This window comes from Pseudomonas sp. PLMAX, from assembly GCF_046042685.1.
GTDB classification, from domain to species: Bacteria; Pseudomonadota; Gammaproteobacteria; order Pseudomonadales; family Pseudomonadaceae; genus Aquipseudomonas; species Aquipseudomonas putida_AE.
The window spans coordinates 6,452,383-6,472,013 of the sequence record NZ_CP064949.1 but is presented as its reverse complement, the minus strand read 5'-3'; the positions used below and the strand labels follow the sequence as shown (position 1 = coordinate 6,472,013).

Annotated in this window: 20 protein-coding genes and 1 pseudogene; 11 read left to right on the top strand and 10 right to left on the bottom strand. The window is 61.9% G+C overall.

Annotated features, from left to right (window positions below):
* Positions 1-143 precede the first annotated feature (143 nt).
* The gene (amn, locus tag DKB71_RS29505) at positions 144-1,643 is read left to right on the top strand and encodes an AMP nucleosidase (protein ID WP_274074474.1); all 1,500 of its coding nucleotides are present in this window, start codon (positions 144-146) and stop codon (positions 1,641-1,643) included.
* Between the two features lie 69 nt (positions 1,644-1,712).
* Positions 1,713-2,348 (top strand): pseudouridine synthase, encoded by a 636-nt coding sequence (locus DKB71_RS29500; RefSeq protein ID WP_408599049.1) that lies wholly within the window; start codon positions 1,713-1,715, stop codon positions 2,346-2,348.
* Here the strand turns inward: DKB71_RS29500 and DKB71_RS29495 are convergent.
* Both DKB71_RS29495 and DKB71_RS29490 read right to left on the bottom strand, forming a co-directional pair.
* Positions 2,343-2,552, bottom strand: a complete 210-nt coding sequence (locus tag DKB71_RS29495) for a DUF2788 domain-containing protein (RefSeq protein ID WP_046815823.1) — start codon at positions 2,550-2,552, stop codon at positions 2,343-2,345. The genes DKB71_RS29500 and DKB71_RS29495 overlap by 6 nt on opposite strands.
* A 197-nt stretch (positions 2,553-2,749) precedes the next feature.
* Positions 2,750-3,229, bottom strand: coding sequence for an Lrp/AsnC family transcriptional regulator (locus tag DKB71_RS29490; protein ID WP_007894448.1), 480 nt, complete (start codon positions 3,227-3,229; stop codon positions 2,750-2,752).
* A gap of 435 nt (positions 3,230-3,664) precedes the next feature.
* On the opposite strand from DKB71_RS29490, the gene DKB71_RS29485 reads away from it, so the two are divergent.
* Complete coding sequence (locus DKB71_RS29485) at positions 3,665-4,603, top strand: DUF6515 family protein (RefSeq protein WP_408599046.1); 939 nt, start codon at positions 3,665-3,667, stop codon at positions 4,601-4,603.
* Here the strand turns inward: DKB71_RS29485 and DKB71_RS29480 are convergent.
* Positions 4,585-5,493, bottom strand: coding sequence for a cation diffusion facilitator family transporter (locus tag DKB71_RS29480; protein WP_408599044.1), 909 nt, complete (start codon positions 5,491-5,493; stop codon positions 4,585-4,587). The two genes, DKB71_RS29485 and DKB71_RS29480, sit on opposite strands and share 19 nt — an antisense overlap.
* A gap of 29 nt (positions 5,494-5,522) precedes the next feature.
* Positions 5,523-5,942: a polyribonucleotide nucleotidyltransferase gene (locus DKB71_RS29475; protein ID WP_274074478.1), complete on the bottom strand. Its 420-nt coding sequence runs from the start codon at positions 5,940-5,942 to the stop codon at positions 5,523-5,525.
* Between the two features lie 109 nt (positions 5,943-6,051).
* Here DKB71_RS29475 and hrpB point away from each other — a divergent pair, with 109 nt between their 5' ends.
* Positions 6,052-8,571, top strand: a complete 2,520-nt coding sequence (gene hrpB, locus DKB71_RS29470; protein ID WP_408599041.1) for an ATP-dependent helicase HrpB — start codon at positions 6,052-6,054, stop codon at positions 8,569-8,571.
* Positions 8,572-8,580: 9 nt separating this feature from the next.
* Here hrpB and DKB71_RS29465 read toward each other — a convergent pair whose 3' ends face one another.
* Together DKB71_RS29465 and DKB71_RS29460 are read right to left on the bottom strand one after the other, a co-directional pair.
* Positions 8,581-9,669: an endonuclease/exonuclease/phosphatase family protein gene (locus tag DKB71_RS29465; protein ID WP_408599039.1), complete on the bottom strand. Its 1,089-nt coding sequence runs from the start codon at positions 9,667-9,669 to the stop codon at positions 8,581-8,583.
* A gap of 66 nt (positions 9,670-9,735) precedes the next feature.
* Complete coding sequence (locus tag DKB71_RS29460; protein ID WP_274074481.1) at positions 9,736-10,410, bottom strand: YciC family protein; 675 nt, start codon at positions 10,408-10,410, stop codon at positions 9,736-9,738.
* Between the two features lie 178 nt (positions 10,411-10,588).
* On the opposite strand from DKB71_RS29460, the gene DKB71_RS29455 reads away from it, so the two are divergent.
* From DKB71_RS29455 to DKB71_RS29445, 3 genes are all read left to right on the top strand, one after another.
* Positions 10,589-11,350: a DUF2076 domain-containing protein gene (locus tag DKB71_RS29455; RefSeq protein ID WP_408599037.1), complete on the top strand. Its 762-nt coding sequence runs from the start codon at positions 10,589-10,591 to the stop codon at positions 11,348-11,350.
* A gap of 128 nt (positions 11,351-11,478) precedes the next feature.
* On the top strand, positions 11,479-11,958 hold the full coding sequence (locus DKB71_RS29450; protein WP_007946629.1) for an NYN domain-containing protein: 480 nt from the start codon (positions 11,479-11,481) through the stop codon (positions 11,956-11,958).
* Positions 11,959-11,980: 22 nt separating this feature from the next.
* Positions 11,981-12,592, top strand: a complete 612-nt coding sequence (locus DKB71_RS29445; RefSeq protein WP_323626398.1) for a 3'-5' exonuclease — start codon at positions 11,981-11,983, stop codon at positions 12,590-12,592.
* Positions 12,593-12,713: 121 nt separating this feature from the next.
* Here the strand turns inward: DKB71_RS29445 and DKB71_RS29440 are convergent, their stop codons facing one another.
* The gene (locus DKB71_RS29440; RefSeq protein WP_323626399.1) at positions 12,714-13,169 is read right to left on the bottom strand and encodes an Lrp/AsnC family transcriptional regulator; all 456 of its coding nucleotides are present in this window, start codon (positions 13,167-13,169) and stop codon (positions 12,714-12,716) included.
* A 164-nt stretch (positions 13,170-13,333) separates the two neighbouring features.
* On the opposite strand from DKB71_RS29440, the gene yedA reads away from it, so the two are divergent.
* Positions 13,334-14,263: a drug/metabolite exporter YedA gene (gene yedA, locus DKB71_RS29435; RefSeq protein ID WP_323608324.1), complete on the top strand. Its 930-nt coding sequence runs from the start codon at positions 13,334-13,336 to the stop codon at positions 14,261-14,263.
* 65 nt (positions 14,264-14,328) lie between these two features.
* Positions 14,329-15,669, top strand: a complete 1,341-nt coding sequence (locus tag DKB71_RS29430) for a DEAD/DEAH box helicase (RefSeq protein WP_323626400.1) — start codon at positions 14,329-14,331, stop codon at positions 15,667-15,669.
* Between the two features lie 117 nt (positions 15,670-15,786).
* Here the strand turns inward: DKB71_RS29430 and DKB71_RS29425 are convergent, their stop codons facing one another.
* The gene (locus DKB71_RS29425) at positions 15,787-17,028 is read right to left on the bottom strand and encodes a TIGR03862 family flavoprotein (RefSeq protein ID WP_408599033.1); all 1,242 of its coding nucleotides are present in this window, start codon (positions 17,026-17,028) and stop codon (positions 15,787-15,789) included.
* Between the two features lie 291 nt (positions 17,029-17,319).
* A pseudogene (locus DKB71_RS29420) lies at positions 17,320-18,168 on the bottom strand (histone deacetylase); the annotation flags it as partial.
* 132 nt (positions 18,169-18,300) lie between these two features.
* Between DKB71_RS29420 and DKB71_RS29415 the strand changes: the two are divergent.
* Both DKB71_RS29415 and DKB71_RS29410 read left to right on the top strand, forming a co-directional pair.
* Positions 18,301-18,609, top strand: a complete 309-nt coding sequence (locus DKB71_RS29415; protein WP_408599031.1) for a hypothetical protein — start codon at positions 18,301-18,303, stop codon at positions 18,607-18,609.
* A gap of 130 nt (positions 18,610-18,739) precedes the next feature.
* Positions 18,740-19,168, top strand: coding sequence for a response regulator (locus DKB71_RS29410; RefSeq protein ID WP_408599029.1), 429 nt, complete (start codon positions 18,740-18,742; stop codon positions 19,166-19,168).
* An 84-nt stretch (positions 19,169-19,252) separates the two neighbouring features.
* Here DKB71_RS29410 and DKB71_RS29405 read toward each other — a convergent pair whose 3' ends face one another.
* Positions 19,253-19,471, bottom strand: a complete 219-nt coding sequence (locus tag DKB71_RS29405; protein ID WP_408599027.1) for a hypothetical protein — start codon at positions 19,469-19,471, stop codon at positions 19,253-19,255.
* Positions 19,472-19,631: the final 160 nt, after the last annotated feature.

Genomic DNA, 19,631 nt, shown 5'->3' with positions numbered 1-19,631 from the left:
GGTTCATGAACACTACAAAACCATTGTGGGAGCGGCTTGCTCGCGAAGGCGGACTGTCAGTCAACATCAATGTTGAAAGGGACAACGCTTTCGCGAGCAAGCCCGCTCCCACAGGGTTCCCGTGAAGCGACGATACAGGCAAGATGAAGGCCTGCAAGTCAGAACACAGGATGCTGATCGTGACCGAAGCTTTTATTGTCGTTCAAACCGCCGAGCAAGCTGTAGACCGGCTTGCGCTCTTGCACAATCGTGCAACCACCGCGCTGAACCAGGCGCTCAAGCGTTATCTCAAGGATCGTGTCGAGCCGGACGCCGAACAACGGGCGATGTTTCGTTATCCCGAACTGCGTCTGACCTACCACTGCCAGGGCGAAGTCCCGCAGACCACACGCGCTTACGCCAAGGTCCAGTTGCCGGGCACCTACAGCGTCACCGTCACCCATCCCGCCGCGTTCCGTAAATACCTGCTGGAGCAGCTCGTGCCCTTGATGCACGACTTCACCGTGACCGTGGAAGTCGGTGTCAGCCAGCAGAACATTCCTTATCCGTACGTGGTCGAGCAGGGCGATGAGTTGGCCGGTTCCGGTGTCACCGCCGCCGTGCTGGCGCGGGTGTTCCCGAGTACCGACCTGTCGGCGGCGACCGACGGTATTGCCGACGGTTTGTACGATTGGGAAAACACCGATCCGCTGCCCCTGGCGCTGTTCGATGCCGCCCGGGTGGATTTTTCCCTGCGCCGCCTGGTGCATTACACCGGCAGCGACTGGCGGCATGTACAGCCGTGGATCCTGCTGACCAACTATCACCGTTACGTCGACCAGTTCATCGTCCATGGCCTGGAGCAATTGCGCAACGACCCGCGCTTCGTGCGCATGGTGCTGCCGGGTAACGTGATCATCGAAAAGAGCATGGATCACGGCGAAGCCTCGGCGATTGCCGCTGGCGTGGTCTGGCATCGCTACCAGATGCCGGCCTACCACCTGATCGCCACTGACGGTCACGGCGTGACCCTGGTCAATATCGGCGTCGGTCCGTCCAACGCCAAGAACATCACTGACCACCTGGCGGTGCTGCGTCCGCATTGCTGGCTGATGATCGGCCACTGTGGTGGCCTGCGCCAGTCGCAGACCATTGGCGACTACGTGCTGGCTCACGCCTATATGCGCCGTGACGGCATTCTCGACCGGGTGGTGCCGCCGAACATTCCGATTCCGGCCTTGGCCGAAGTGCAGCTTGCGCTTCAGCAGGCAGCGGCCAACATCACCGGCGAGAAGGGCGACGAACTGAAAAAGCGCCTGCGCACCGGCACCGTACTGACTTACGACGATCGTAACTGGGAGCTGCGCTGGGCCCAGGAGCGGCCGCTGATCAACCTGTCCCGCGCGGTGGCGGTGGACATGGAAAGCGGCACGATCGCAGCCCAGGGTTATCGCTTGCGGGTACCTTACGGCACGCTGCTGTGCGTGTCGGACAAACCCCTGCACAGCGAGATCAAGTTGCCAGGTTCGGCCAACGCCTTCTACGAACGCGCGGTCAGCCAGCACTTGAAAATCGGCATCGAAGCCGTGGATCTGCTGCGCACCGAGCTCAACTCGTTGCACTCGCGCAAGCTGCGCAGCTTCGACGAGCCGCCATTCCGCTGATTTGGCGATGGTCATTTAACGGTCGGGCTACTAGCATTGGCAGCCCTGACCGTTAGATGTTTGTCCGCCATGTCCCGTCCGCCACGTCCTGTTTCCCGCCGCCCTGGCGCAAAGCCATCCCCCACAGCCCCGCGCCGTGTCGCCAAGGCGCCGCCGGCCGCGCCCAAGTTGATCCTGTTCAACAAACCCTTCGATGTGCTGACGCAATTCAGCGATGCAGAAGGGCGCGCGACCCTCAAGGACTACATCGACATTCCGGGGATCTACCCCGCCGGACGGCTGGACCGCGACAGCGAAGGCCTGCTGCTGCTGACCAACGACGGCCAATTGCAGGCGCGCATCGCCGACCCGAAACACAAACTGGCCAAGACCTACTGGGTGCAGGTCGAAGGCGAGCCGAGCGCCGAGCAGTTGCAGCGCTTGCGTGACGGTGTAGAATTGAACGATGGCATGACCCTGCCTGCCGAGGCGCGGCAACTGGATGAGCCGCAGTTGTGGCCGCGCAACCCGCCGGTACGCTTTCGTAAAAGCGTGCCGACCCATTGGCTGGAGCTGGTGATTCGCGAAGGCCGCAACCGGCAGGTGCGCCGCATGACCGCGGCGGTCGGGTTGCCGACGTTGCGGCTGGTGCGGGTCAGGATCGGTGACTGGTCGATCGACGGGCTCGATCAGGGCCAGTGGAAAGAGGTGCCGGCGCGCTTATAAAGTGCCGGTTTCGATCAGGCCGATCACCACGCTCTTGATGACGAATGCCGCCACGCCAAGCCCCAGCACGAAAAACAGGATGAACGAGCCGAACCGCCCGGCCTTGGACTTCTTCGCCAGATCCCAGACGATGAAACCCATGAAAATGATCAGGATGCTGACCAGGCCGGTCATCATCCACTCTTCAAAAACTGCAGGATCCATTGAACATCTCCGCGCGGGCGAGGCTGAAAGGGCGCGCGGAGTATACGGCAATGGACATTGGCTGGGAGTTGACCTGCGGCAGTGTGTCGCAGCTATTCGTCGCCTGTGCTGGCCCCTTCGCTGGCAAGCCAGCTCCTACAATGAATCTCCAGCGCATATGAAACCCTGTAGGCGCTGGCTTGCCAGCGAAGGCGTCCTCAACTGCGCAGATGAGTCAAAGGCAATTCGGTGCTGTTCAAAACCTGATTAAGCACAAAACTCGAACGCACACTGGTCACCCCCTCAATCCGCGTCAGGTGCCCCAGCAGCAACTTCTGATAATGGTCCATGTCCGGCACCACCACCTTGAGTTGGTAATCGGCATCCATCCCGGTCACCAGGCTGCATTCCAGTACCTGCGGCAAGGTGCGGATGGCGGCTTCGAAGTTTTCGAAGCGCTCCGGCGTGTGCCGGTCCATGCCGATGAGTACGTACGCCGTCAGGCTTAGACCGAGCATTTTGCGGTCGAGCAGGGCCACCTGGCGGGTAATGTAGCCATCGTCCTCCAGTTGCTTGACCCGCCGTGAGCAGGGTGAAGGCGACAGGCCGATGCGTTCGGCCAGCTCCTGGTTGGAAATGCGCGCGTCACGCTGCAATTCAGCCAGAATGCTCAGGTCGTATCGGTCGAGTTTGCTCATCAAACGGTCCCTTGTCATAACTATTGCGACAGATTATCTATCCAGGGTTAAAAATTGCGCAAGTGATGTTTATTTCAGCAATCTTCGCAATCCTCTGCCGGTGCTCCAGGCCTATTCTTATCACCAGAATCACTGCTCGGACAAACAGTCCAATGCGGCCCGCCGAATCAGGCCCGCCGCGGTCGCCACCCCCACAGGGGATGTGCTGGCCCCCGAGCTGCACACTGTCCAGAAGACGGCGTGAGGTGAGCCGACGTCAAAAGCGTCGAGCACGGACGAAGTTCTCAAGGGGAGGCCGACGGGTCTCCCCTTTTTCTTGCGCGCCATTTGCCGCCCGCCCTCAATAAATAAGTTGCGCGACTGATAACCTGTTGCAGAACCGGCCTGTGCATTTCCAGTCTTACGTACAGGCCCTGACCCGCATTGAGGAAAAGCATGAGATCGCGCATCTGGCGTTTGGCCGGTGTTGGTTTGTTATGTGTCAGTGTCAGCGCGCAATCGTTGGCCGATCAGCTGCAGAACCGCGGCCCCGAGGGTGGACAACACGGGGGCGGTGGGCATCAGGACAACGGACAGAATCAAAATCCGCACAACAACGGCCAAGGGCAAAACCGTCCAGCGCCGGATTACAACAGCCGGGTGCGCTCGCCGCCGCCACCGCCGCAACTGCCGGCCAACGACCTGCCCATCCAGCCTCGACCGGACACGGTACAACAGACTCAGCCGCCGCGGCGTGGTTACTATCAGGACGAGCCGCGGCGCAACGATCCCAACCAGCACTGGAATGGCTACATAGGCGCACCGTCCAATGACAGTAACCATTGGCAGGGTCGCCCCAGTGGCCACGGCAATGGATGGGGCCCCGGCCCGCAATATCGTCCGGGGCACGTGATCGACCGCTTCCCCGACCGCGACTACCGAGTGCCCTATGGGGGCCGGGATTACTACTACTCCGGCGGCTACTGGTATCGCCCGCAAGGTCCGCGTTATGTGGTGGTGCAGCCGCCGCGCGGGATTCGCATCCAGTATCTGCCCGATTACGCCCGTGAAGTCTGGATCGGTGGATCGTTGCTGTTCCTGGCGGCGGGGTCCTATTACGCCTATCAGCAAAGCACTCAGGATTACGTGGTGGTCGAGCCGCCCGGCCAACCGTTGGCGAGTGGCAATGGCTACGACGTGGAGGCCTATCCGGCCAGCGGCCAGTCACCGGAGCAGGTCAACCAGGATGGCTACGATTGCTACCGCTGGGCGGTCGAGCAGAGTGGTTTTGACCCGCGGGTCGATACTTATCAACCGGACCCGACGGTGGTGCAGACCTACCGCCAGGCCCAGGGCGGATGCCTGAGCAGTCGCGGTTATCGGGTGACGTTCTGAGCCCTGGCGGCCTTGACGACTTCCTGCGGATCGGCGTGCACCAGCACTTCGGCCCGCGGGTAGGCGGCATGAATTGCATCGGCGGCCTGATCGCTGATGCCGTGGGCAACTGACAGGGTCAGCTCCCCCGGCAACTCCAGGTGCAATTGCACAAACCATTGGTTGCCGGAAATCCTTGTCCGCAAATCATGGGCACCCAACACCCCCGGCACACTGCAGGCCAGTTCCAGCATGTGCTGGCTGACATCCGGCGGCAGCTCTTCGTCCATCAACACGGCAAAACTTTCCCTGGCAATCGTGATCGCGCTCCAGAGGATGTACGCGGCAATCCCCAGGCCGAACCAGGGGTCGACCCGATGCCAGCCAAACCCGGCGAGCACCAGCGCCACCAGGATGCTGCCATTGAGCAGCATGTCCGAACGGTAATGCAGGGAGTCGGCGCGCACTGCGTTGGAGCCGGTGGCCTTGACCACCCGATGCTGCACCATCAGCAGCGCCAGGGTCAGGCCCAGCGAAAACACGATCACGCCGATGCTGATCCACGGTGCACCCACCGGTTCCGGATGCTTGAGCCGGTCCACAGCCTGTAGCGCAATCAACACCGCACTGCCGCCAATGAACAGCGCCTGGGCCATGCCGGCCAGCGACTCGGCCTTGCCATGTCCGTAACGATGGTCGTCATCGGCCGGGCGCAAGGCGTAGTGCACGGCCAGCAAGTTGAGCAGCGAGGTTACGCCGTCGAGTGCCGAGTCGGTCAACCCGGCGAGCATGCTCACCGACCCGCTCAGCCACCAGGCGATGGCTTTGGCGACGATCAGCGTGCAGGCCACCGCCATCGAGGCACGGGTCGCCAGCCGCAGCAGGCGGGCATGTTCGTCGCTGGAGATCATGGGTGCGGATGTTCCTTGTCGTGCCCCGATTACGCGGCGGGTTGCAGGCCGAACATGGCCAGTTGCTGGGCGCTGCCCTTGGACTGGATCAGGCGTGGATCGTCCAGCGGCAAGCTGCGGCCCAGTTCACGCTGCAGAATAGACTGCAACTTGAGGTTATCGACCTTGCCGTCCGCGCCAATGGCGTCCTTGAGTTTTTCCGGATCGACCTGGGCCGTCTTGCCCGGTTCGAAGTAGATCGCACCCGTGGCGAAGTCCACGGCAAACGCGATCAGGCCGGGGATGATGTAGAACAGCAGGCCCACGGCATCGAGCACGGCAATGGCCGGGTCGATCTTGCCATCGATCTGGCCACGGCGATCCGGATAGAAGATCGAACCGCAGGCAGTCAGTTGGGTCAGCAGGGTCGCGACCAGAACGCCGCCGATCAGGCGAAAGGGAACACGCATATGAAATCTCCTGGGTAATTTCAAAACGAAGCGTCGTCGATATGAATTAGGACCGCAACGAACACTGGGCAGTTCGCCGTTATACTCGCGCCTCTGTTTGGGAGCCAGCATGATTTCTTTGCCGATTGATGAAGTTTTACCCGCCCTGCGTGAAGCCCTGGCGACACGCCACGAAGCCGTGCTCGAAGCACCGCCCGGCGCCGGTAAGACCACCCGTGTGCCGCTGGCCTTGCTCAACGAGCCATGGCTGGCCGGGCAGACCGTCCTGATGCTTGAACCGCGCCGTCTGGCCGCGCGGGCAGCGGCGGAGCGCCTGGCCAGTGAACTGGGCGAGAAGGTCGGCGAAACCGTGGGTTATCGCATTCGGCTCGACAGCAAGGTCGGCCCCAACACCCGCATCGAAGTGGTCACCGAAGGCATTCTCACCCGGCGTCTGCAGGACGATCCGGCGCTGGAGGGCGTGGGCCTTTTGATCTTCGACGAGTTCCACGAGCGCAGCCTCGACGCCGATCTGGCGCTGGCCCTGAGCCTCAATGGCCGCGAACTGTTCCGCGACGATCAGCCGCTCAAAATCCTCTTGATGTCGGCCACCCTGGAAGGCGAGCGGCTGGCCGGGTTGCTGGACGACGCGCCAATCCTGCGCAGCGAAGGCCGCATGTACCCGGTCGCGATGCGCTGGGGCCGGCCGTTCCAGGCCGGTGAATTCATCGAACCACGGCTGGTGCAGACCATCCTCGAAGCCTTGAACGATGAAAGCGGCAGCGTGCTGGTGTTCCTGCCGGGACAGGCCGAGATCCGTCGCGTGCATCAACAACTCGCCGATGCGCTGGGCGATAACCCTCAGGTCCTGCTCTGCCCGCTGCACGGCGAACTGGACCTCGCCGCGCAACGGGCGGCGATCGATCCGGCGCCGCCAGGCCAACGCAAAGTGGTGCTGGCCACCAACATCGCCGAGACCAGCCTGACCATCGACGGCGTACGCGTAGTGATCGATGCCGGGTTGGCGCGGGTCCCGCGTTTCGACCCCGGCAGCGGCATGACCCGCCTCGACACCCAGCGTATTTCCAAGGCCAGCGCGACCCAGCGTGCGGGCCGGGCAGGGCGACTGGAACCGGGGGTGTGCTACCGCTTGTGGTCCCAGGATCAGCACGAACAATTGGCGGCTTATGGCAGTGCGGAAATACTCTCGGCGGATCTCGCCGGGCTGGCGCTGCAGCTGGCGCGTTGGGGCGTGACGCCGGGGCAGCTGGTTTGGCTCGATGTGCCACCGACCGCCGCTTATGCACAGGCTCAGGACTTGCTGGTTCGTCTGGGCGCGTTGGATGGCGACGCGCTGACCCGTCACGGTCAGGCCATGGCCGAACTGCCGGCGCACCCGCGCATCGCGCACTTGTTATTGCGAGGACAGGCGCTCGGCCTGGCCGACATGGCGTGCGATGTCGCGGCATTGCTTGGCGAGCGCGACATCTTGCGTGGCGCTGGCGCCGATTTGCACAGCCGCTTGGCCTTGCTGTCCGGCGAACAGCGCGCCTCCCGGGGTACCCAGGGTGGCGTACAACGCGCCCGGCAACTGGCGCGGCAGTATCGCGGTTATCTGCGCGGCAAGGCGTCGGAGCCGGTCAGCGACCTCGACCATCCGCGCTGGCTCGGGGCGTTACTGGCCTTGGCCTATCCCGACCGCGTCGCCCAGCAACGCCGTGCCGGCGGTGCCGAGTATCGCCTGGCCAACGGTCGTGCGGCGCTGTTTGCCGAAGCCGACAGCCTGATGAAGCAGCCGTGGCTGGTAATCGCCGACCTCGGCAGCCGCCAGGGCCAGCGTGAAGAGCGGATCTATCTGGCGGCGGATTTCGATCCGGCGTTGTTCGACTCGGTACTGGCCGAACAGGTGCGTTGCGTCGATCAACTGGACTGGGATGAGCGCGAAGGCGTGCTGCGGGCCGAGCGCCAACGCAAGGTTGGTGAGCTCATTCTCAGCCGCGAACCGCTCACCGGCCTCGATGAAAGCGCCCGCAGCCAGGCATTGGTGAATCTGGTGCGGCGCAAAGGCCTGGAGCTGTTGCCGTGGACCCCGGAGTTGCGCCAGTGGCAGGCTCGAGTGGCGTTGTTGCGCCAGCTTGACCTGGGCGGCAAGGGCGAAAGCGATTGGCCGGATGTCAGCGACGCTGCGCTGCTGAACAACCTTGAGCACTGGCTGATGCCGTATCTGGGCAAAGTCTCGCGGCTCAGTCATTTCGCCAATCTCGACCTCTCGAGCATCGTTCACAACCTGTTGCCATGGCCAATGCCGCAACGGCTGGACGAGCTGGCGCCCCACCACTTGAGCGTGCCATCGGGTTCATCGATTCGTCTGGACTACAGCGAACAGCCGCCGATCCTGGCGGTGCGCTTGCAGGAATTGTTCGGCCTGGCCGAAACCCCGCGCATCGCCGGTGGCCGGCAAGTGGTCAAGCTGCATTTGCTGTCCCCGGCGCGGCGGCCGGTGCAGGTGACCCAGGACCTCGCGAACTTCTGGCGCAGCACCTACGCCGAGGTGAAAAAAGACTTGAAGGGACGCTACCCGAAACATTACTGGCCGGACGACCCGCTGGTGGCCGAAGCCACGGCACGGATCAAGCCGCGCAAGCAATGACGCGGCACGCTACGGCGCGGCGGGCAGCAGGAACCGCGCAATCACCGGCAGGTGATCGGAGATGCGCAGGGTGTCGTCCTGCCGGACCATCGCCTCGACCCGTTTGATCCGCGGGCTGTAGAACAGATAGTCGACGGTCCGGTCCGGGCCGTTCAAGCCTGCATCGTTCGGGTAATGGGTCAGCCAGCGCGCGCGGTCGATCCCGCCGGATTCGTTGTTGGTGGGAATCATCGGGTACTTGTCCCACAACAGATGCAGGGCGCTGTCGGCGGAGTAGGGGGTGCGCTGTTCGCCGGGCAGGCGCTGGTATTGCCCCAGCGGCAGCAGGTTGAAGTCGCCACCGATCAGCCAGGGCGTGCCGCGGCTTTCGAACTTGTCCAGCACCTTGGCCACGGCCGCGACCTGTGCCTGCAGCGTCTCGTCAGGTTGGCTCGCACGGTCCAGATGGGTGTTGAGGACCGCGAGCTGGCCACCGTCGCTCAAGGGTAGGTACGTCACCAGCAAGGCGTTTTTCGGTTGGAACTGGCGGCTGATCGGATTGGCCGAAGTGATCGGCAATTGCAGGCGCTCGGCGTGCTCGATCCGATAGCGGCTCAGGGTCGCCAGTTGCCGGCCGACGCTGCCGAAAATGTGCGGGTTGGGCACGAAGTCAGCCTTCCAGTCGAAGGCCTGGGCACTGCAGGGGTACAGGTCGGCGAGCCGTTCCTGCAGCAGTTTGAGCTGGTTCTGGTAGGCGCTGGCCTTGGCACCGTCATCGAGCTCCTGCAGCAGCACGACGTCCGGTTGCTCGTCACGAATCACGCGCGCCACTTCATCGAGACTGAAGGCCATGTCTTCCAGCGTGGGGGAGTCGTCGGTGCCGGCGGCCAGGTCATTCCAGAACACGTAACGCTTGCCCGCCAGGTACTGGACGTTCCAGGTCATGACCTTCAGTGCCTGGCCCGGTGCCAGGGTTGGTGCGAGGGTGGGCGCCTGGGTGCAGCTGACTGGCGCTGTTTCCCTGGCCTCGGGGCGCCAGGTCAGGCTGTAGACCGCCACGCCGGTCAAGCCGATGACGATCAACAATCCCAGCAAGGTGTAGCGCAGCAGTCGGGTCATGGCTCGGCTTATCGCGTTACGGAAGTTGACCCCGAGCATACCCGACTGACGGGCGGTCGCCCACGGTCAACGTGGCCCATCGATTTTTTCCGGCACCTCGCTGATCAGCATGAACAGGCGGAACAGCACCACGCTGGTGAACAGCTGCAGGAAGCTGTGGGCGCTGTCGATCAGCAGCGAGATCACCGGGTTCTGCGGCTCGGGGTACGCCGCCAATGTGGCGCCCTTGAGCAACCACAAGGGCCCCATCACACACAGGATGCACACCAGGATGCGCATGAAATGGCCGCGTGTCAGGCGCAGGCTTTCCTTCATGGCCTGCAAGGGCGCCAGGCCGCGCAGCACCAGCAGGTACTCGCCGAAGGCCAGGGTCACCATCAGCCAGATGCCCGGCAGGAAGTACAGCGACAGGCCGAGCAGGATCAGCAGGGTGTTCAGGGCGGTCAGCAGGGCGAAACGCGGCCACAGATAAGCGGACCTCGACAGCAGCTCGCGATTGCTTGGCGATTCGCCACGGCTGCGGGCGTCGAGGAACAGGATCAGGGCGGCGGTGTACAGCGGATAGACCAGCAAGCCGACGATCACACTGATGCCCGGAAAACTGTCCGGCTCGGTGGAGCGGTCGACCACTTGTTGCAACAGGGCCTCGATGATCACCAACGGCAGGCACAGCTGCACGATCTGGCGCAGATTGCGTTTGAAGAAATACAAGGAGTCACGCAGTACATCGAACGGATTCATCAGTTGGTATCGCTGGTTGAAAGCAGTGGCCCACTTTAACCGATGAAACGCGGGAGGGCGCAAACGTAAACGTTCGGTAAAGGTCATTGAAACAACTTGTTTCAGCCTCCATTAAGGTCGGGCACCTTATCCTTTGAGGGTAAAGGCAACGATTTTCCCGGCAATCTACGAGGTCGCCATGAACAGCGAAGAACAAACCCTGATCGATGGACTGTTTTCCCGGCTGCAACAGGCCGAGGCGGACTCAGCCCCGCGCGACGCCCAGGCCGAGGCGCGGATCAAGGAACACCTGGTGCGCCAACCGGCGGCAGGTTATTTCATGACCCAGGCGATCCTGGTGCAAGAGGCGGCGATCAAGAGCCTCGACGGACAGAACAAACAACTGACGGCGCAAATCCAGCAATTGCAGGCCGAACTGCAACAGGCCAAGGCGCAAACATCCGCTCCGGCGCCGAGCAGCGGTGGCTTTTTGTCGAGCATCTTTGGTGGCGGCAGCCGTGATCCGCAGTCTGCGCCTGCGCAACCGGCGGCAACCAGTGGCGGCGGCTGGCGTGAGCCGGCGCGTCCGTCGTTCAACGCACAGCCGCCGCAGAACTTCGGTGCTGCTCCACAGCAGGGCTATGCACCCCAGCAACAGGCCCCGGCGGCGGGCAGCGGCTTTCTCGGCGGTGCGCTGAAAACAGCGGCTGGTGTGGCGGGTGGCGTGATGCTGGCACAAGGTATCAGCAGCCTGTTCCACCACAACCAGCCAGCGCAGGAAGTCGTCGAAGTCATCAAGGAAGAACCGGCCCAGGTCAACGACCAGGGCAACACTGGCTGGGGCGATGACCAGCGCACGGCCGGCAATGATACCTACGGCAACGACCAGGGCGGTTTTGCCGACGCCGACTACAGCGATGACAGCTCATCGTTCTTCGGCGACGACGACTCCTTCGTCTGATACGCCATTCGTCCGGGGCGCTACGGCGCTCCGGGGCGATTATTCGCGAAACTCACCTCTTGGCTGGCATACTGGGCGACTTTTCGGGCCTGGTGCCTGATCCTGCCTGCGCGTTAATGAGGTGTCCGGTGAAAAAAATCGCAGTGTTCGCCGATGTCCAGAACCTCTACTACACCGTGCGCCAGGCTTATGGTTGCCACTTCAACTATGCCGCGTTGTGGGCTGACATCAGCAAGCAGGGCGAGATCGTCGAGGCCTACGCCTACGCGATCGATCGTGGCGACAGCAAGCAGCAGCAGTTCCAGCAGATCCTGCGCAACCTCGGTTTCACCGTGAAGCTCAAGCCCTATATCCAGCGCAGCGACGGCTCGGCCAAGGGCGACTGGGACGTGGGCATCACCCTCGACATCATGGACGCGGCCGATCATGTCGATGAAGTGGTGCTGGCCTCCGGCGACGGTGATTTCGACATGCTGCTGGAGCGCATCATCAGCAAACACGGGGTGCAAGCGGTGGCCTACGGGGTGCCGGGCCTCACGGCCAACTCGCTGATCCGCGCCGCCAGCCGCTATGTGCCGATCGAAGGCGCGTTGCTGCTCAAGAATTGATTTTTACGGAGTTGAAACAGGTTTGGAACGCATAGCAGTCATCGACTTTGAAACCACCGGGATCTCTCCGAGCAGCAGCTGCCGGGCCACGGAAATTGCCGTGGTGATCCTCGAGCAAGGGCGCATCGTCGAGCGTTACCAGAGCCTGATGAACGCCGGCGTGCGCGTCCCGGGCTTCATCGAACAACTGACCGGTATCAGCAATGCCATGTTGCGCACTGCGCCTGCGGCGGAGCAGGTGATGAACGAGGTCAACGAGTTTGTCGGCACCACGCCACTGCTGGCGCACAACGCGGCATTCGACCAGAAGTTCTGGGACTTCGAGCTGGGGCGAATCAAACGCACGCGCTTGCAGAACTTTGCCTGCTCGCTCCTGCTGGCGCGTCGCCTGATGCCTGCGGCACCGAACCACAAACTCGGCACCCTCACCACCTTCGCCAACCTGCCCCACACCGGCAAGGCTCACCGGGCCATGGCCGATGCCGAGATGGCGGCCAACCTGCTGACGCATCTGGCCGGGGAGTTGCGGCAAAAGCATGGGCTGAGTGAGCTGTCCCATGATCTGCTGTGCAAGTTGCAGAAAGTGCCGGCAGCGAAAGTGGGTGAGCATCTCAAGCGTTATCGCGGGTTCTGAAAGCACCGCCAATCCCTTGTGGGAGCGGGCTTGCTCGCGAAAGCGTCAGTTCAGTCGAGATCAATGTTGAATGACACACCGCTTTCGCGAGCAAGCCCGCTCCCACAGGGATTGCGCCGCATCATGCCGTTCCATTCCTTTCGATATGCCCCAACGGCACACGCTTTTCGATGGCACTCGACAGCACAATCGACGTCTTGCTGAAACCAAACGTGGCAATCCGGTTGATCAACTCCTCCAGCTCCGGCATCGAAGCCACCGCCGCCTGCATGATCACGCACGGGTCGCCGGTCACCCGGTGGCACTCAGTCAGCTGCGGGATCTTGATCAGGTCGTCGTAGGCCTTCTGGTTGCCATGCTGGTTCAGGCGCAATTCGATCACGCACTGGATCGGCAGCCCGAGCTTGGCCATGTCGACTTTCGCCTGGTAGCCGGTGATCACGCCGCTGGATTCGAGTTTGGCCACGCGTTCGGCCACGGCCGGGGCGGAGAGGTTGACCTTGCGCGCCAGGTCGGCATAGGACGCGCGACCATTTTCCAGCAGGGCGCTGAGCAGCATGCGGTCATATTTGTCCACGGTCGAACTCCTGAAAATAACGGACTTTCGAAAACACGGTTTATAGCGCTGAACTCCGTGTTTTGAAAAGTGTACTGATGCTTTAAACAGGTTTTGTAACTTATTTTCCCGTGTCAGCCTTTCTAAAATAGCTGTTCACTTGTCCTGCCTGTGAGCTGCCCCCCATGCCTGGTCTACGTCGTTTTCCCTTGCCGTTAATCGCTGCCTTTTTCGCGTTGTACGTGATTTGGGGCTCGACCTACCTGGTGATCCGCATCGGTGTGGAGTACTGGCCGCCGTTGCTGTTGGCGGGGATTCGCTTCGTGATCGCCGGGACGCTGATGTATGCCTTCCTGCGCTGGCGCGGAGCGCCGGCCCCGACCTGGGCGCAATGGAAAGCCGCCGGGATCATCGGTGTGTTGCTGCTGGCTTGCGGTAACGGCGGGGTTAGCCTGGCTGAACACACGGGCGTGGCGTCCGGTGTCGCCGCGCTGGCCGTGGCGACGGTGCCGCTGTTCACCTTGCTCTGTGGATATTTCTGGGGCGCGCGTAATACCCGTCTCGAATGGGCCGGGATTGCGCTCGGCATGATCGGCATTGCCATGCTCAACCTGGGCTCCAACCTGCAATCGAGTCCGCTGGGTGCGGCGTTGCTGATCTTTGCCGCGGCCACCTGGGCGTTCGGCTCGGTGTGGAGCAAACACTTGCCGTTGCCTCAAGGCGCCATGGCCAGCGCCGTGGAAATGCTGGTGGGCGGCGTGGTGTTGCTGATCGGTAGCGCCGTGAGCGGTGAACACCTGGAGCAGATGCCGCCCATCGAGGGCTGGGCGGCGCTGGCGTACCTGACCGTGTTCGGTTCGATCATTGCCTTCAATGCCTACATGTATCTGCTCAAGCATGTGCGTCCGGCGGCGGCCACCAGTTATGCCTACGTCAACCCGGCGGTGGCCGTGTTACTGGGGATCGTGTTTGTCGGCGAAACCATCGGCATCGAGGAAGCGCTGGCCATGTTGGTGATCATCAGTGCCGTGGTGCTGATTGGCCTGCCGCAATGGCGCCGTACACCGGAACGGCCAGTGGTCAAGGCAGTGCCGACAGAATCCCGTGTGAATTAGGGTAAACTGCGCGGCATTGCACACTCCTTCTGCACAATCGCGCTGAATTTTCCTACGGTACTCCCATGACTTTCGCCACCCTTGGCCTGATCGAACCCTTGCTGCGCTCCCTTGAGACGCTCGGCTACCAGACTCCGACGCCGGTTCAGGCGCAAGCCATACCGGCGGTGCTGGCCGGTCGCGACCTGATGGCCGCCGCCCAGACCGGCACCGGCAAGACTGCCGGGTTTGCCTTGCCGCTCCTGCAGTTGCTGGCGATGGAAGGGCCGAAAGTCGCCGCCAACTCGGTGCGTGCGCTGATCCTGGTGCCGACCCGGGAGCTGGCCGAGCAGGTTCACGAAGCGGTGCGCCAATATGCCGAGAACCTGCCGCTGCGCACCTACGCGGTGTACGGCGGTGTCAGCATCAACCCGCAAATGATGAAGCTGCGTAGCGGCGTCGACCTGCTGGTGGCGACCCCGGGCCGTCTGCTCGACCTGTTCCGCCAGAACGCACTGAAGTTCAATCAGCTGCAAACCCTGGTGCTGGACGAAGCCGATCGCATGCTCGACCTGGGTTTCTCCGAGGAACTGGCGAATATCTACAAGGCGTTGCCGAAGAAGCGCCAGACCCTGCTGTTCTCCGCCACCTTCTCTGACGACATCCGCCTGCTGGCCGGGCAAATGCTCAATGATCCGCTGAGCATCGAAGTCAGCCCGCGCAACGTCGCCGCCAATACGGTCAAGCAGTGGATCGTGACGGTGGACAAGAAGCGCAAGCCGGAGCTGTTCGTGCACCTGATGCGCAAGGGCAAGTGGAAGCAGGTACTGGTGTTCGCCAAGACCCGCAACGGCGTGGACGCGCTGGTGGAAAAACTCCAGGGCCTGGGCATCAACGCCGACGGCATTCACGGTGACAAGCCCCAGGCGACCCGTCAGCGCGCGCTGGACCGCTTCAAGCTCAGCGAAGTGCAGATCCTCGTTGCCACCGACGTCGCGGCCCGGGGCCTGGATATTGAAGACTTGCCACTGGTGGTCAACTTCGACTTGCCGATCGTGGCCGAGGATTACATCCACCGCATCGGTCGTACCGGGCGCGCGGGGGCGACCGGCGAGGCGATTTCCCTGGTGTGCGCCGATGAAGTGAATCTGCTGTCGGCCATCGAGATGTTGACCCGCCAGACGCTCAAGCGTCAGAACGAGCCGGACTTCGAGCCTGAGCATCGCGTGCCGGACACCGATGCCAGCGGCCAGGTGGTCAAGAAGCCGAAGAAACCGAAGAAGCCCAAGGCTTCGGGTGGTGGCGGTGGTAAACGCAATCTGGGCAAGTGGGTGGACAGCGGAGAGGTTGCGCCGGCGGAGCCTTCGATAAAACCTGTGCGCAAAGTGCCGGTGTTCAACACTGGGCCGCGTAAGCGCAAACCTTGATTAATTGCGGCGTCTGTTAAGCCGCCTTCGCGAGCAAGCCCGCTCCCACACTGGATCTGTGTTGTTCACAAATTCCCTGTGGGAGCGGGCTTGCTCGCGAAGGGCGCGCCGCGGTCTTCAGCCCTTGCGCCGCAACCACTCCACCATCCCCAACCCCGCTGCACGCCCACTGGCGAAACACGCGGTCAGCAGATAGCCACCCGTTGGCGCTTCCCAATCGAGCATTTCCCCGGCGCAAAACACCCCAGGCATTTGCTTGAGCATCAACCGCTCATCCATCGCCTCGAACAACACACCGCCGGCACTGCTGATGGCCTCATCCAGCGGTCGGGTTTTCACCAGTGTCATCGGCAACGCCTTGATCGCCTTGGCCAGCAATGCCATGTCGGTAAAGGTGTCGGCAGATGTCAGCTCTCGCAACAGTGCCGCTTTCACCCCATCGATACCCAACTGGCTATGCAGATGCTTGGCCATCGAGCGTGATCCCCGTGGCTTGCTCAAGGCAGCCTGGACTTTATCCACAGGTCGTCCGGGCAGGAGATCGAGATGAACGGTCGCCGAACCGTACTGGTTGATGGCTTCACGGATCGGTGCCGACAAGGCGTAGATCAAGCTGCCTTCAATCCCCGTGGCGGTAATCACACATTCACCGAGCCGCGGCACGTCGTCGTTGAGGCCGATGGCGATGTTTTTCAGCGGTGCGCCGGCGAATTTGCTGATCATCAAATCGCTCCAGGCCTGCACCTCGAAACCGCAATTACTCGGTTGCAGCGGCGCGAGTCCTACACCCTGTTGCTCCAGTGGCAGCATCCACGCGCCGTCCGAACCCAGGCGTGACCAACTGCCGCCGCCGAGGGCCAGCAACGTTGCATCAGGCGTTAAGGTTTTTTCACCTTCGGGGCTCGACACTTTCAGGCTGCCATCGGCATTCCAGCCGAGCCATCGATGGCGGGTGTGGATAACCACGCCACTGTCGCGCAGGCGCTTGAGCCAGGCGCGCAGCAGGGGCGCGGCCTTCATGTCGGTGGGAAAGACCCGCCCGGAACTGCCGACAAAGGTGTCGATGCCCAGGCCATGTATCCACTGGCATAACGCATCGGCACCGAAGGCGCGCAACAGCGGAGCAATCTGCGGTGCCCGTTCGGCGTAACGCGAAAGGAACGCCGGGTAGGCCTCGGAGTGGGTGATGTTCATGCCGCCAACGCCGGCCAGGAGGAATTTTCGCCCCACTGAAGGCATGCCGTCGTACAGGTCGACCTTGATCCCGACCTGGCTCAAGACTTCAGCCGCCATCAGACCGGCGGGGCCGCCGCCGATGATGGCGACAGATGAAGGGGAGGAGGCGGAGTGCTGGGTCATGGCGTGCGCTGCGGTTCTGCGGAAGAGGGCGGGCATTCTATCAGCCCCATCCCTTGTAGGAGCGAGCTTGCTCGCGATGGACGTTAACGATGACGCGCTCATCCTGAATTTATGCGGTGCCCTTGAGTCCATCGCGAGCAAGCTCGCTCCTACAGGGTTCAGAGGTCTATTCAGTGGCTGGTTAAAAAATAATCACTTCTCTGTAGCCTGCAGGTGGCATGGGCTGCAGTCCCTTTCACTCAGGTTATCCACAGGCAGTTCCACAGGCATTGTGGGTAAAGCATCCACAACTCAGTGACAGCCTGATGACTCCCAGACCCGTTGGGCGCTGTGATGGAGGATGCCGTGACGGCGGGCGAGGGCCCGGCGGTCCTTGCTGTAGCCGCCGCCAATCACGCCGACAACGGGAATGTCCCGACCCAGGCAATGGCGCATGACGGCTTCATCGCGGGCGGCGACGCCTTCGTCTGTCAGCTTCAGGTAACCGAGCGCGTCGTCCTTGTGCACATCGACACCGGCGTCGTACAGCACCAGGTCCGGCTGATAGAGGGGCAAGAGGTAGTTGAGCGCATCGTCCACCACCTTCAGGTAATCGGCATCGCCCATGCCGTTGGGGAGCGGGATGTCCCAGTCACTTTCGGCTTTGCGTGCAGGAAAGTTCTTCTCGCAGTGCAGGGAAACGGTCACCGCTTCCGGCGTGTTGTGCAGGATACGTGCAGTCCCGTCGCCCTGATGCACATCGCAGTCGAAGATCAGCACCCGATTCACCCGACCACTCTCCAGCAGGAAACGGCTGATCACCGCCAGGTCGTTGAAGATGCAGAAACCGGCGGGGAAATCGTAATGCGCATGGTGCGTGCCGCCCGCCAGGTGGCAGGCCAGGCCATGCTCCAGCGCCTGTTCCGCCGCCAGCAGCGAACCGCCGACCGCCCGCACCGTACGCCGGGCCAAGGGTTCGCTCCAGGGCAGGCCGAGGCGTCGCTGGTCTTCACGGGACAAATCACCACTCATGTAGCGCTCGATATACGAAGGGTCATGGGCGAGCGCGAGAATCTGCGGCGGGCACAACTGTGGGCGCAGCAGGTCGGCGTCGCGAGTCAGGCCGCTGTCCACCAAGTGATCGCGCAGCAGGCTGAATTTCAACCTGTGCAGTGAAACTATTGAGGAGATTTATTCGGCAGGCAGCATCTTGCTCGCCATCCATCACCAACGAATTGAACATCATCTCTCGCCCATATACTGTTCGCATATACAGTATATGGTGCGTGCGTGATGGAAGACGATTTGATCGATGACAGCGGTTTTGAACTGGGCATGCCCTCCTACACCGAGATGCTGAGGCACCAGTGCACCTTGCTGTGTGCGGAGCTGGAAACTACGCGCCTCGACTTACGGAAGGCTCACCAGAACATCGCCCGGTTGATTGTCATGTACCGGGATAGCTCGACCGAGCTTGCTGCATTGAAGGTTGAGCATGAGAGGGTGCGATGGACACTGAGTGACGTGTACCGGCGAGAGAGCGAGCGGGAAACGGCGCGGATGAGCTACCAATATGGGGACCACACTAAAGGTGAGACTTAGCTCCAGGGCGATTATATGACGTCGTGGCGGCCAGCCAGTTGCGGATGAAATCACACCGAAGCAAATCGTGGACCCGGTACGTCGAAGGTGTAAAACTGAAGTCTGAAGAGCTGACTCAGGACCACACAGCATGGATGTGAATTTTCGGCTGCTACCCATCAACGGCGAAATCGTAATCGTCGAAGATGAGCCCCTGTTGCGGGAACTCACTAGAGAAATCTTGAGCGAGGTGGGTGCCGAGTGTGTTGCATTCTCGACTGCTGATGATGCGCTAATCCATATGCTCACATCGGATACCCGATGTGCACTCATCATCGCTGACCATGGCCTTCCAGGGCAGGTTCAAGGCGCTGAACTGGCGGAGCTTGCCCGTGGCAGATGGCCCGAGACACCGGTAATCATTACAAGCGGCTGGACTGACACCTTCATTGGGCTACCCCCTGCTGCTCACTTCCTTGCAAAGCCTTGGTCGCTGGAAGAACTGGTGATGGCAGTGGCTAATCTGCTTCAACCCGGGGTTCCGCCCACAGAGACATCCGTGGATACTCCTAGGCAGTGAACCACTTTCTACAGGCCCAAGGCCCCAGCCGCGAGAATAGTCCACTGCGACCCCGAAGCATTCAGAGGCTGGGGCACTCTTCACCTACGACTGCCGAAGCCTCATGATGGCGTCTGTGATCGCTTGTGCGTTCGAATCCAACGCTTCCATTGCTACTACAGCGTTAGCGGCCACACCCCCCACTCCATTCTCAGCCAGCCACTTCGTCACCTCTTCAATGGCCGCACAAATCGCGTGCTGGTTGTGCAGGAGCAAAGTCAAAGCGTCCGCCGTAGCGATCTTAGCTGCTTGGTCATTTGACATGGATATCGTCCTTGAGTGGTGATGCGGGAATCCTAGTTCAACCTGCCGCTGGCTGGTTCTGCTGGGTAATTGCATTGGACCGGATTTGAGCAGCACGCTTCCTGATCATGACCGGCAGTGAGTGACCCGTAGTGACCACGGGAAAGAAATGCAGAGACAT